General features: G+C 40.3%; 8 protein-coding genes, 3 tRNA genes and 1 pseudogene. 6 read left to right on the top strand and 6 right to left on the bottom strand.

Features of this window, described 5'->3' with window-relative positions; genetic code table 11:
* Positions 1-120: 120 nt before the first annotated feature.
* The 3 genes from HUS62_RS21385 to HUS62_RS21395 all read right to left on the bottom strand — a co-directional run bounded on the left by HUS62_RS21385 (position 121) and on the right by HUS62_RS21395 (position 531).
* A tRNA-Phe gene (locus HUS62_RS21385) sits at positions 121-196 on the bottom strand.
* Positions 197-311: 115 nt separating this feature from the next.
* Positions 312-387: transfer RNA gene (locus HUS62_RS21390), tRNA-Thr, on the bottom strand.
* Positions 388-455: 68 nt separating this feature from the next.
* Positions 456-531 (bottom strand) — tRNA-Phe (locus HUS62_RS21395).
* 310 nt (positions 532-841) lie between these two features.
* On the opposite strand from HUS62_RS21395, the gene HUS62_RS21400 reads away from it, so the two are divergent.
* The gene (locus HUS62_RS21400; RefSeq protein WP_175081085.1) at positions 842-3613 is read left to right on the top strand and encodes a hybrid sensor histidine kinase/response regulator; all 2772 of its coding nucleotides are present in this window, start codon (positions 842-844) and stop codon (positions 3611-3613) included.
* A gap of 40 nt (positions 3614-3653) precedes the next feature.
* On the opposite strand, the gene HUS62_RS21405 is transcribed toward HUS62_RS21400, so the two are convergent.
* Both HUS62_RS21405 and mutY read right to left on the bottom strand, forming a co-directional pair.
* The gene (locus tag HUS62_RS21405) at positions 3654-3926 is read right to left on the bottom strand and encodes an oxidative damage protection protein (protein ID WP_063703501.1); all 273 of its coding nucleotides are present in this window, start codon (positions 3924-3926) and stop codon (positions 3654-3656) included.
* 15 nt (positions 3927-3941) lie between these two features.
* Positions 3942-5018, bottom strand: coding sequence for an A/G-specific adenine glycosylase (gene mutY, locus HUS62_RS21410; RefSeq protein ID WP_220095094.1), 1077 nt, complete (start codon positions 5016-5018; stop codon positions 3942-3944).
* Between the two features lie 218 nt (positions 5019-5236).
* Here mutY and trmB point away from each other — a divergent pair, with 218 nt between their 5' ends.
* The 5 genes and pseudogenes from trmB to arcA all read left to right on the top strand — a co-directional run bounded on the left by trmB (position 5237) and on the right by arcA (position 10091).
* Positions 5237-5962 carry a tRNA (guanosine(46)-N7)-methyltransferase TrmB gene (gene trmB, locus HUS62_RS21415; protein ID WP_054560769.1) on the top strand — a complete coding sequence of 242 codons (726 nt, stop codon included), beginning with the start codon at positions 5237-5239 and terminating at the stop codon, positions 5960-5962.
* Positions 5963-5979: 17 nt separating this feature from the next.
* Positions 5980-7008 (top strand): methyltransferase, encoded by a 1029-nt coding sequence (locus HUS62_RS21420; RefSeq protein ID WP_175081086.1) that lies wholly within the window; start codon positions 5980-5982, stop codon positions 7006-7008.
* 118 nt (positions 7009-7126) lie between these two features.
* Positions 7127-8748, top strand: a pseudogene (locus HUS62_RS23255) (ATP-binding protein).
* A complete protein-coding gene (locus HUS62_RS21430) occupies positions 8748-9269 on the top strand; it encodes a YfiR family protein (RefSeq protein ID WP_054560772.1) in 522 nt (173 codons plus the stop codon). The pseudogene HUS62_RS23255 and the gene HUS62_RS21430 overlap by 1 nt, the downstream one beginning before the upstream one ends.
* A gap of 105 nt (positions 9270-9374) precedes the next feature.
* Entirely contained in the window at positions 9375-10091 is a 717-nt protein-coding gene (gene arcA, locus HUS62_RS21435; protein WP_054551295.1) for a two-component system response regulator ArcA, read from the top strand.
* Between the two features lie 6 nt (positions 10092-10097).
* Here arcA and arcB read toward each other — a convergent pair whose 3' ends face one another.
* Positions 10098-12425 carry an aerobic respiration two-component sensor histidine kinase ArcB gene (gene arcB, locus HUS62_RS21440; RefSeq protein ID WP_175081087.1) on the bottom strand — a complete coding sequence of 776 codons (2328 nt, stop codon included), beginning with the start codon at positions 12423-12425 and terminating at the stop codon, positions 10098-10100.
* Positions 12426-12574: the final 149 nt, after the last annotated feature.

Below are 12574 nucleotides of genomic sequence, written 5' to 3' on the forward strand. Positions count from 1 at the left end.
GACTATCCGAGTTGAACGGATGACCTACTGATTACAAGTCAGTTGCTCTACCAACTGAGCTAAGTCGGCACACTAAAATCGTGTGCGTTGTGCACTTAATCACTTTGAGATTATAAATAATGGTGCCCAGAGGCGGAATCGAACCACCGACACGAGGATTTTCAATCCTCTGCTCTACCGACTGAGCTATCTGGGCAAAAATTTAGTTTTATGCAGAATATCAACAAGGATTTTCAATGCAATTCCCAATGGCTCTACCAACGGAGCTATCTGGGCATAACAAAAAGCTAGAAGCTTGATGTTTAAATAAATGGTGCCGACTATCCGAGTTGAACGGATGACCTACTGATTACAAGTCAGTTGCTCTACCAACTGAGCTAAGTCGGCACACTAAAACTGTGTGCTATGCACGATACTGATGTTTTATCATAAATTAAACACCAATATATAAATAATGGTGCCCAGAGGCGGAATCGAACCACCGACACGAGGATTTTCAATCCTCTGCTCTACCGACTGAGCTATCTGGGCAAATTTCAAACGCTTTTATGAGCAACAAATTTGGTTGTTGCTGTCTGGGCGTGCGGCGTATTAAACGGGTTTTGCCCTCTCAAGTCAACTTTTTTTTGAGGATTCTAACTGTTTGCACAGTTTTCAATCAAGATTGCTGTTTTTAATAGTTTTTAGCTTATTTAATCGACAAGTTTATCCATTTGAGTTGACCCTCATCATAAAAGAGTTACCTATGTTAAAAACGTGGTGAATTTTTCTTCATTGATGGTAGGATTACCTAATAATAAGAATATGCTCTCTATTGCTGTTTAAACTGTTGGATAAAAAAATGCCAAGTAAATCGAACTCACCAGTAAAAGGCTTATTACCGCTTTTTATTATCACGAACCTTGTCATCGCCCTGCTTGCGGTTGTTGCTTACTCTTTTTATCCAACCAGTAACACACCACAAAAGATAGAACAGCCTCAATTAACAGCTCAACAACTTTCAACTCAACTCACATCTCCACTTGTCAGCGCATTGACTATGCCTGGCCAAGATAAAGTAAAGGAAGTTTTAGATTTAGCATTACTTCTTGAAAGTGGTTTTGATTACTACTTATATAGATACGAATTCAATGGTGACGTTTCACTGGTTTATGCTAATAACAAAGTGCTCATAGAGCCAAGTAAAGTAACCCAGCAACTAGAACAAAGTTCACTTATTCACACCGTTCTAGAATTTAATGATCAACCTGTTGGCGAGCTTATTGTAAAACAACACCCAATTGAGCAGCCAATAGCAGGATCATCAGTAGTTTCTATCGGCCTTGCTGTTTTAACTCTTCTAGCCTTAATTATTTTATCCTTCGCGCTAAGTATTTTTATTAATAAACGATTTAGTAAAAGCAGTAACTCTTTGAGCAAAGAATTAAGGGCAATTACAGAAAATGCAGATTACCAAACCCGTGTAACCGAAGAATTAGACTTTGGATTAAGCTCTGTAGCCAAACATATCAATTTGCTACTTAACAAAGTGCAATCAGCCATTACAGAAAACAAAGCTGCACAGGCTGATTTACAGAAACTTCAAAGCGGTCTAGAAAATGAAGTATATAATCGAACAATCGCACTTGAGCAAGCAACTTTAAAAGCAGAGCAGGCAAACGAAACTAAAACGACTTTCTTAGCAACCATGAGCCATGAAATTCGTACCCCTATGAACGGGGTTATCGGTACCATTGACTTACTTCGCCAAACTGAGCTTGATGGTGCGCAGCACAGATTAAGTACAATTATTCGTGATTCTGCATTTTCTTTATTAGGCATATTAGATGACATTCTCGATTTCTCGAAAATCGAAGCAGGTAAACTGAATATCGATAATATTCCTTTCTCAGTGTCAGACACCATTGAAGAGGTCGCTCGTGTTTTATCATCGGTGGCCAAAAAGCGTGACCTTGAATTAGAGCTGGCAATTGCGCCAGATATCCCTACAAATTTGATTGGCGATACGGTGCGTGTTCGCCAAGTACTTTATAACCTATGCAGTAATGCAATTAAGTTCACTAGTACTGATGATAAACATAAAGGCCACGTTAAAATCTCGGTAGAGGTGGCTCAAAACACCACTGATCACTACACCCTGCGTTTTAGCGTATTAGACAACGGCAAGGGTATGACACAAGCACAGCTTCGTGAAATCTTTAACCCATTCATTCAAGCTGAAGGCTCAATCACCCGTGAATACGGTGGTACTGGTTTAGGCTTATCGATTTGTAAAAGCTTAACAGAGCTAATGCTAGGAACGATTTCTGTTACTAGTGATTTAGGTATCGGCAGTGAATTTGTTGTTGAATTGCCTTTTAGCACACAAGGTCAAGTTGAATATGCTCACAAGCAGGTAATGAAAGACCAACGTGTTGTCGTTGTAACCAACCATGATGGCCGCAAAAAACTACTTACTCGTTATCTATCATTTATGGGGGCAACACCTGTTATTGCTGATAGCAGCGACAAAATCGAAGCTGAACAAGATAAAAAAGATATTATTTGGATCCTCGATGGTATCGAAACCATGGAAGATATTAACTATATCTTACGCCGCTTGCTATACACCTTAGAAGACAATAAACAGCAAGTAATTGTATTAAGTAAGCTAGATGAAGCCGCTGTTAATCATAAGAATATCTTCTACCTAAATGCTGCACCGCTGTGTAAATCTAACTTTATGATGTCGCTACTAGTGGCTGCAGGTTTACATAAGCCAAAACAAATTGCTTCGGCTAAGTCATTTAACGACTATTTAAGTGTTGATAAAGCCCGCGAAGAAAACAAACTTGTATTGCTTGTCGAAGATAACGTATTAAACCAGCAAGTGTTGACCGATCAGCTTCATCTGTTGGGTTATGGCGTCGAAATGGCTGAAAATGGTGAAAAAGGCCTCGAAGCATGGCGTGAAGGTAAACACTCAATTATCTTAACCGATTTACACATGCCGAAAATGTCAGGCTACGATATGGTTGAAAAAATTCGTTATGAAGCATCGCAGCTTGAAGATATTAACGCTCAACCTTATGTGATTGCTATCACCGCCAATGCCCTTAAAGGCGAAAAAGAACGCTGTTTAAGCATAGGGATGAATGATTACATCACCAAGCCTGTTGAGCTAAATGTGCTCGAGGCCACTTTGCACAAATGTGCATACAAAACGAATCCTGAAGCCACTAAACTTGAAGTTAAAAGGCCAACAGTGCCTATTGATATGGCGATGCTTGCTAACTATGTAAACAATGATGAAGCAAAGAAACTACGCTTTTTCAAAATGTATTTAGAGCAAAGTAATCAACTTAGTAAAGAAATCAACAGTGGTGTTATTGAGCAAGACGTAGAGAAAATCACTTCAGCCTGTCATCAGCTCAAATCAATCTCAAAAACGATTGGGGCGATGAAAGTAGCAGAGCTTGCTGCTGAGTTTGAAGGGCGTTGTAAAGATAAAGAACAACCACCAACAAGTGATGAATTAATTGCGCTAAGAGACAGCTACGAAATTGAATACTCTAAAGTGGCACAGTTCTTAAAAGAGCAAATTCAAAAAGCCGAACAAGAAAACGAAAATTAAAAAAGGGCCTATTGGCCCTTCTTACATATAATATCTTGGTTTATTTTTCTGGTGGACGGTAGCCTTCGATTTCTACCTCTTTACCTTCAAATAAGAAACCTACCATTTGCTCTTCTAAAAAAGCACGGTGCTCTGGATCCATCATGTTCAGGTGTTTTTCGTTGATCAACATCGTTTGCTTATGTTGCCATTGGCCCCACGCTTCTTTACTGATGTTGTTGAAAATCTTTTCACCAAGCTCACCTGGGTATAGTTGGAAGCCTAAGCCTTCAGCTTCTTTTTGTAACTTTTGACAAAATACTGTGCGTGCCATAATTGCTCTCTACTCTTATTGCGTGATGCTATTATAATCTATTGCGCTTAATTGTTTAACCAGCTTTTTCGTTGGGGCTGCAAGGCCAACCTCAACTGATTCATCAAGCGGATACCAAACTAGTTGCCGCTCATTAATAAGATCTGGAATACTCGGCAAGGTTAAAACATGTGGATTGATAGTCAGCTCAAAATGCGAAAACACATGAGTAAAGGCTTCAAGTGCCTGCGTATTGTTTGATAAACCATGCTGGGCTAAAAATGTTTCTAGCTCAGCTTGCTCACTAAACTCAAAAAAGCCAAACAAACCACCCCATATCCCTGAGCTTGGGCGCTTTTCCATAAGCACTTTATTGTCACAGGCTAGAATAAGCTGATGGCATGACTTCTTCGGTACAGCCTTTTTTGGCTTTGAATGCGGGAACTCTTTAACTTTACCTTCGTTATAAGCAAGGCATTTGCTATTTAAAGGACAAGGCTCACAATCAAATTTACTACGTGAACAAAGGCTTGCACCTAAATCCATCATTGCCTGATTAAACTCAGTGACCGACTCTTTAGGCGTTAATTGCGATGATAATGACCAAAGGTGATTTTCGACCTTTTTCACTCCATACCAGCCTTCAACCATAAAAAAGCGTGCCAGTACTCGTTTAACATTACCATCTAAAATTGGATGATGTTGGCCAAGTGATAAAGACAAGATTGCCCCCGCAGTTGAGCGACCAATACCCGGCAAGTCCATCACCTCTTCAAGCGTGGTTGGAAATTTACCTTGGTATTTATCACGCACTATTTTTGCCGTTTTATGTAAGTTGCGCGCACGGGCGTAATAACCAAGCCCAGTCCAATGGTGTAGCACCTGGTCTTCATCCGCATTAGCAAGCGCAATAATGTCAGGAAAGCTTTGCATAAACTTTTCAAAGTAAGGAATAACAGTTACTACTTGGGTCTGCTGTAGCATGACCTCAGAGATCCATACCTTATAGGGGGTTTTATTTAGCTGCCATGGCAGAGTTTTACGACCGTGAAGGTGGTACCAGTCAACCACTTGGTTTGCAAACCAGGTTGACTCCTTATTGCTTAAATTCAAAATAACATCTTTACTTGCTGAAGCTCATTGCGGCCAAGTCTATTGCAGTTAGTTAGGCCAAGCAAGCCGAAGAAGCTCTGCTCTGTCTAAATTGCTCGTACATGGTCGCAATATTAATCTCGAAAGATAAACAGCCCTTGACTATTGTACTCAAGGCGCAGGTCAGGGATAATACGCAACCTTTTTCTATAGTCAGTATTTTAATCAGGCCAAAATATATGAGTGACTCAAGTAACCCAAACCTCGAGCAAGCAAAGCAAGAGGGTAAATACATCCGCACGATTCGTAGTTTCGTTAAGCGCGAAGGTCGCCTAACAAAAGGCCAAGCGGCAGCCATCGAGAAGTGTTGGCCAACTATGGGCCTTGAGCACAAAAATGGCATGCTAAACCTAGCAGAAGTGTTTGGTAACGATAACGATGTGGTACTAGAAATCGGTTTTGGTATGGGCAAATCGCTAGTTGAAATGGCTAAAAACGCACCAGAACTTAACTTCATTGGTATTGAAGTTCACCGCCCAGGTGTAGGTGCTTGTTTAATGGATGCCGATGAAGCTGGTGTAACAAACTTACGCGTATTCGAGCATGATGCGGTTGAAGTGCTTGCTGACTGTATTGCCGATGAAAGCTTATCTAAGCTGCAATTATTCTTCCCTGATCCATGGCATAAAAAACGTCACCATAAGCGTCGTATCGTACAACCAGAGTTTGCACAAAAATTACGTAGCAAATTAAAAATTGGCGGTGTTTTCCATATGGCGACTGACTGGGAAAATTATGCCGAGCATATGCTAGAAGTAATGCAAGTGGCTGAAGGTTACAAAAACCAATCAGAAACTAACGATTACGTTCCTCGCCCAGATTCACGTCCACTGACAAAATTTGAGCAGCGCGGTCACCGTTTAGGTCACGGCGTATGGGATCTAATGTTCGAGCGTACTAAGTAATAAAAGGTAAAAGCAGCATGAGTAAGTTAACCAACCCAAGTTTACTATTGCTTCGTAATGAAGACGAACTTATTGGGCAATCGATTTTAGTGGTTAACTTTGAGCAAGATGGCTTTTTACGCGAACTTAAAGCGTTAAATCCCGACGCAAAAATTACTGCGTTCAGTTATAACCACGCAAATGCCATGTATGCCAGTAAAATAGCCGGTATACATGCAGTGGTTGATCACACTATTCCAAATGGTAACTACGATTTAGTTATCTACTATTACCCAAAAGCAAAGCCAGAAGCACAAATGTGCCTTGATAACATTCGTGCTGTTTGTCATCAAGATGCTCAACTATTTGTAGTAGGTGAAAATAAAAGCGGTGTTAAATCAGCAGAGAAACAACTAAAAGACCACTGTGGTTTTAGTAACAAGATCGATAGTGCCAAGCACTGTATTCTGTATTTATTCTCTGAGCTTACGCTAAACGATAACTTTGCTATCAGCCGTTACCACAAACAATTCCAAGTAAAAGCCGGCGATATTGAATTTACTGCGATCAGTGTTCCAGGCGTATTTAACCACGGTGCGCTTGATGTAGGCACTGCGGTACTTCTGAATAATGCGCCAACTGTTAGCAAGGGTAAAGTACTCGACTTTGCTTGTGGCGCAGGCATTATTGCTACTTACTTAGGTTTAAAGCAGCCTGAGCTTGAATTTGTATGTAGCGATGTAAGTGCTCTTGCAACTTACGCCACTGAGCAAACACTTGCGTTAAATGACCTCAAAGGCCAAGCGATTTTGAGTGATGGCTTAACTGATATTAATGGTAAATTTGACCTAATCATAAGTAACCCACCGTTCCATACGGGGATTGCCACAGATTACACCATTGCCGAAGCATTTCTTAGCTCAGCAAAACAACACTTGAGCAAGCAAGGTAAATTGACCATAGTTGCAAACAGCTTCCTAAAATACCCACCCATTTTAGAAGCACAGTTTGGCCAATACAGCACAGATTTCAAAAATACTAAATTTGCCGTTTACTCAACTAAATAATAGTTGAGTAAATAGCTTATTCGTAGCAAAAATATTTTTTAAAATATTTAGTTACTTTCAAATGTCTTTGCTAGACTAAACTCTTACTAATAACAAAAATTCTGGCCTTCTATAGCGCATGCCGATATTTTCGACACAAACAAGTATTCGTAAAGCGTTGACCAATGCGGTAATGCTAGTCACTGCATTATGCTTGTCTTTGTCTATTTCTATTTCGACTTATCTAGACGTAAAAGAGCAAAAAGCGCTGATTGTCGATAAAATCTTTATCCTGTCGGAATTAATTGCTTACAACGCGCAAATTACGGTGTTATTTGACGATAACGAAACCGAATCTGAGCGCTTAAAGTCATTTGAATCTGTGCCGCTTATTAAAAACATCCATATTTATTCAATCGATGAGTTATCAAATGAGCCAGTGTTTTTTAGTAGCTTTAATGCCAATCGAACCCCACCAGTACCCATTAAGGTTGGCAGTATAGATAACCTATTAGAGCCACGCTTCACAGATAAAGATATAGAGCTAATAACCCCTATCGTATACGAAGGGGATACCATCGGTTATGTTTACGTTCGCGGCGGCTTAGACAGGTTAAACCAATATATTAATCGTAAAATTATCATCGATATTTTACTGACCTTGTTCGTTTTAGTACTGGTGTATTTTGTTGCTAGACGTATTCAAAAACGCATTGCAAACCCAATCGATGAATTAAGTAACCTGCTACAAGACGTATCGAAAAACCATAACTATGATACTCGCGCACAAAAAACCAATATTGATGAAATAAATCAGCTAGCGGGCAGCTTAAATATCATGCTCGCGCGCACTCAAAAACAAATTGAGCGCCACGAAAAAGACAAACAAGAAATCAAACAGCTTAACCAAAGCCTTGAAGAAAAAGTGAATCAGCGCACAATCGCCTTACGTGAGGCTAACCAAGAACTGCTCAATACCCTTGAGCGTATGCATCAATACCAAAACCAAATCGTCGAAAACGAGAAAATGGCGTCACTAGGGCAAATGGTTGCAGGTGTTGCTCATGAAGTTAACACGCCTATTGGCTTAGGTATTACAGGCTCAACGCTGTTACGTGACAAGCTGGCAGAAATTCACACGCAATTTGAACAAAAACTTTAACTTCAGCACACTTAAAACGCTTTATTAATGACGGCATTGAAAACCTCGATCTTATCTATCGCAACCTTAACCGCGCAGCAGAGCTCGTATCTAGCTTTAAGAAAGTGGCCGTTAATCAAGATGTAGAAGTCAGCACCAAAATTAACTTAAATAACCTATTAAGTGATGTGGTGATGTCGATGCGCTCAGAAATTCAATACCGTAACCCTAAAGTTACGATTAACTGTAGCAATGACGTTAGTATTGAAACCAAATCTGGGCCGTTACAACAAGTGTTACAGCAGCTATTAAGTAACTCGGTGATCCATGCATTTAGTGATGATCAAAATAACGAAATCACCTTTAACGTTGAGCGCAACGAAAGTAGCTTGAGTATTCACTACTTCGATAACGGTATTGGCGTTGAGAAATCAATTCGCAAACGTATTTTCGACCCATTTGTAACCACAAAACGTGGTGAAGGTGGCAGTGGTTTGGGCATGCACCTAGTTTATAACCTAGTGACTCAAGCACTTGGCGGTAGCATCGTATACGATGAACTAGCTGACGAAGGGGCTCACTTTATTATTACTCTGCCATTGCAAGAAGGTGCAGCGTAATGAGATTAGTGAGTTGTATCTTATTAGCTTTGCTTGTTGTATGCCCTGCATTTGCCAAATCACCGGACCAAGTTAAATCAGCCTTTTTGTATCAAATTGCTAAGTTCACGAAGTTTAATGACCAAGTGAACCCTCCCCCTATTTCATTTTGCTTTTATGACTTAGATAAAGGCCCTGGGGCGTTCCTTAAAGATAGAAATGAACTGCAAATTAACAAAAAACCAATTAACGTTATATTAGTGAAAAAAACCCAGCAAATTTCTGAACTTTCTCAAGTTTGTGATATCACATACATTGATGAAACATTAGAAAATGATATACTTCCACTTTGGACCGATACAATTTCATTGGATACTTTAACAATAGGTGAAAGTATCAGCTTTTTAGAAAATGGCGGTATAGCCTCTCTGGTTCAAGAAGGAAATAAAATCCGACTGTATATCAATAAGCAGCACGTATTGCAGCATAACTTTAAAGTGCAATCTCGATTGTTAGCTATGGCTAAGTTTTATCCAAATTGATTTTACTTGTTAACAATTGGATCTAATCCTATAATCTCTAGTATTCGGTTTTGCTTGATAATACCGAATTTTTGTAAATAAAATTTCCGAAAAGGTTAATATACAATGCAAACGCCAGTCATTCTGATCGTAGAGGATGAAGACGTAACTCGACTAAACCTCGTTAGTTTATTTGAAGCTGAAGGTTACAAAGTTATTGAAGCCATTGATGGCGATGATATGCATGACAAGCTTACAAATAATGATGATGTGAACCTTGTAGTTATGGACATCAACCTACCAGGTAAAAACGGGCTAATCTTAGCGCGTGAATTACGTCAAAAACGTAACGTTGGTTTAATTTTCTTAACAGGTCGTGACAACGACGTTGATCGCATTTTAGGTCTTGAAATTGGTGCTGATGATTACATCACAAAACCATTCAACCCTCGCGAATTAACTATTCGTGCTCGTAACCTTATTTCGCGCACAGCCCTAGGTGGCGAAGAAGCGAATATCGAAACAAATGGTGTTATCACATTTAACGGTTGGGAACTTGATGAAAACAGCCGTTGTTTAACATCTCCAAGCGGCGACGCTAAACGTTTACCTAAAGGTGAATACCGCGCGCTACGCTTAATGCTTGACTCACCGGGCCGTATCTTCAGCCGTGAGCAATTAATCAAGCACATGACTGGCCGCGAGCTTCGCGCTAACGACCGTACTGTAGACGTAACAATTCGTCGTATCAGAAAACACTTTGAAAGCGATAACAGCACATCTGAGCTGATCAGCACCATCCATGGTGAAGGCTATCGTTTCATTGGTAAAATCGACAGCTAATTAGAATTAATCTTCTAACTGTTGTAAGAATAATTGGAGGGCGTCACGCCCTTCATTTATTTTCACTGCTAATTCTTCAAGCCACTGTTGTAACTCTTCAGTACTTTCTTCAAGCGCGCCGTGTTCCATCTTCTTAGCATGTAATTGCACATCGTTTAAACCTACAGAGCCAGCTGCACCTTTTAATTTGTGTGCCACCGATTTGTACTCTTCTCTATCATCTGCCGCTAACGCATCTGCCAGCTCAGTTTGGTACTGAGGGTTTAACTTATTAAATAACTCACAGCTACGATTAAATATAACCAGCCCCATTGAGCCTACAAAGTCTTCGATGGTTTCTATATCGAGCAGCTCAACGCGAATACCCGATAAATCTTTTTCAGTCACAGCTTTGATTGGCTCAGGCTGACAGTTTTGTTGCTGCTTGATATCAAATAACTCACCGAGCATTTTATCGAGTTTTGTGGTGTTGATAGGCTTAGCGAGTGCACCTTGAATATTAATACCAGCAAGCTCTTCTTCGGCGCTACGCACGTTGGCAGTCAAGGCAACGATTGGTAAGTTATCAAAGTGTTCATCGTCACGAATTTGACGAGCAACTTCATCACCATTGATATCAGGTAATTGCATATCAAGTAAAACTAGGTCTAAGTCATCTTCTGTGTAGACAAACGACAGCGCATCCTCACCAGTTTCAGCCCAAATAACTTCGTGGCCACGCTGCTCAAGTAAGTTAGTAGCAATTTCAGCATTTAGCGGCACATCTTCTACTAAAAGAATGTTTAAGCTGCGTACCGCATAACTTTGCTCGGTAGGCGCAATACAAAGCTTAAGCGGTATTTCAACAACAAAAACACTGCCCTCACCTTCAGTACTGCTGACATTAATTTCACCTTTCATTGCGCTAACAAGTGCTTTTGTTACCGCAAGGCCGATACCTGAGCCAATAGCATTAGTGCCGTTGATATCCGGTGCTTTGTAGTACATGTCAAAAATACGATGCAGCTGCTCTTGTGGAATACCTTGACCTGTGTCACTCACACGCATCACTAACCACGGACCATCGGCACGATTCTCACGGCGGCATTCAAGCTCTACATGGCCTTGCTGAGTAAACTTAACGGCATTATTGATAAGGTTCCAAACAACTTGGCGTAAACGGGTCGGATCAAGAGATGCGTAAACATCCAGTGTGCCTTTACGTTTAATATTGAACTCAAGACCTTTTTGTTCAGCAATTAAGCCTGCAAAATTCACTACGTCATTAATAAAATCGGCCACATTAACTGAGTCAGCAACAATATCGAGCTGCTCACGGTCAATTTTATCCAAGTCGATAATATCGTTAAAAATATTGCCAAGGGTTTCAGCACTTGAAAACACCGTATTACACCAACTACGTTGCTGTTTATCGAGTTCAGTATCAAGTAGCATGCGGGTTAAACCCACAATACCGTTAAGCGGCGTTCTTAATTCATGGCTTAAAGTTGCAATGAATTTCCCTTTATCTTTATAAGCCGCTTCAAGGGCCTGAGCCGCCTCTTTACGACTGGTGATATCACGGCCAAAGGCAAGTAAACCTATGTACTCACCTTTTTCATTTATAAAAGGTAACTTACGCATTTCAAACCAGCGCTTTTCACCATCAACAGGGTATTCGACATCAAGCGTCAGAGCTTGGTGAGTTTGAGATACTTTTTTGTCGGTGCGCAGAACTTCTGGTAAATAATCACTTGGGTAAATCTCTTCAACACTCTTACCGATTAACTCATCGCTGCTTTTACCTATCACTTGTTCAAACATTTTATTACAGCCAGCAAATACACCATTGTTATCGCGGTAATAAAATAAATCGGGAGATGAGTCGACAATAGAGCGCAATAGCATGCCTTGTTGTGCAAGTTCTTGTTGGGTCTTCTTACGCTCGGCGATTTCGCGTCTAAGTTCTTCTATTGCTCTGTGCTTGGCATGAAACGCAATTTTACGCTCATCAATCTCTTCGTTTAAGCGACTGATATTGTCTTTTAGCGTTTGGTTGAGCAGTTTTTCTTGTTTGGTTGCGCTATCTAGGTAGCTATAAGAGGCTTCTAATTGGCGAATTGAGTTAAGCAGTACAGTTATTAAAATCGGCGATACCACTGCGGTAAAAAACATCACCGCCAAAACATCAACTAAAGTCACCGTTCCAACTGCAACATAATAAAACATGCACGATAAGATCAGCGACATGACCAATAATAAGGCATAACAGGCGGCGGCAGTTTTAAACTCACCGTACTTAGAAATAAAGCTTGAGAGAGTGCGAGCCCACGGACTCAAAGAAGAATCAATCATATATAAAGCTTAGGCACATAATCGAAAAAAAACAGCATAGCTAATTTTATCACTATTCCTTTAGAAATACACGGCTAGCGCATTTTAATCCCAGATTCTAACAGGGTTGAGCGATAATCATCGTCTAGCCCTGCCATTTTCTTTTTTCT

It is taken from the genome of Pseudoalteromonas sp. 0303 (assembly GCF_013349995.1).
Lineage (GTDB): Bacteria > Pseudomonadota > Gammaproteobacteria > Enterobacterales > Alteromonadaceae > Pseudoalteromonas.

Bases quoted from the DNA above. Each gene is read 5' to 3' on its own strand.
- HUS62_RS21400 (WP_175081085.1), top strand. From the start codon at position 842: ATGCCAAGTAAATCGAACTCACCAGTAAAAGGCTTATTACCGCTTTTT.
- HUS62_RS21420 (WP_175081086.1), top strand. From the start codon at position 5,980: ATGAGTAAGTTAACCAACCCAAGTTTACTATTGCTTCGTAATGAAGAC.
- trmB (WP_054560769.1), top strand. From the start codon at position 5,237: ATGAGTGACTCAAGTAACCCAAACCTCGAGCAAGCAAAGCAAGAGGGT.
- HUS62_RS21405 (WP_063703501.1), bottom strand. From the start codon at position 3,926: ATGGCACGCACAGTATTTTGTCAAAAGTTACAAAAAGAAGCTGAAGGC.
- arcB (WP_175081087.1), bottom strand. From the start codon at position 12,425: ATGATTGATTCTTCTTTGAGTCCGTGGGCTCGCACTCTCTCAAGCTTT.
- arcA (WP_054551295.1), top strand. From the start codon at position 9,375: ATGCAAACGCCAGTCATTCTGATCGTAGAGGATGAAGACGTAACTCGA.
- HUS62_RS21430 (WP_054560772.1), top strand. From the start codon at position 8,748: ATGAGATTAGTGAGTTGTATCTTATTAGCTTTGCTTGTTGTATGCCCT.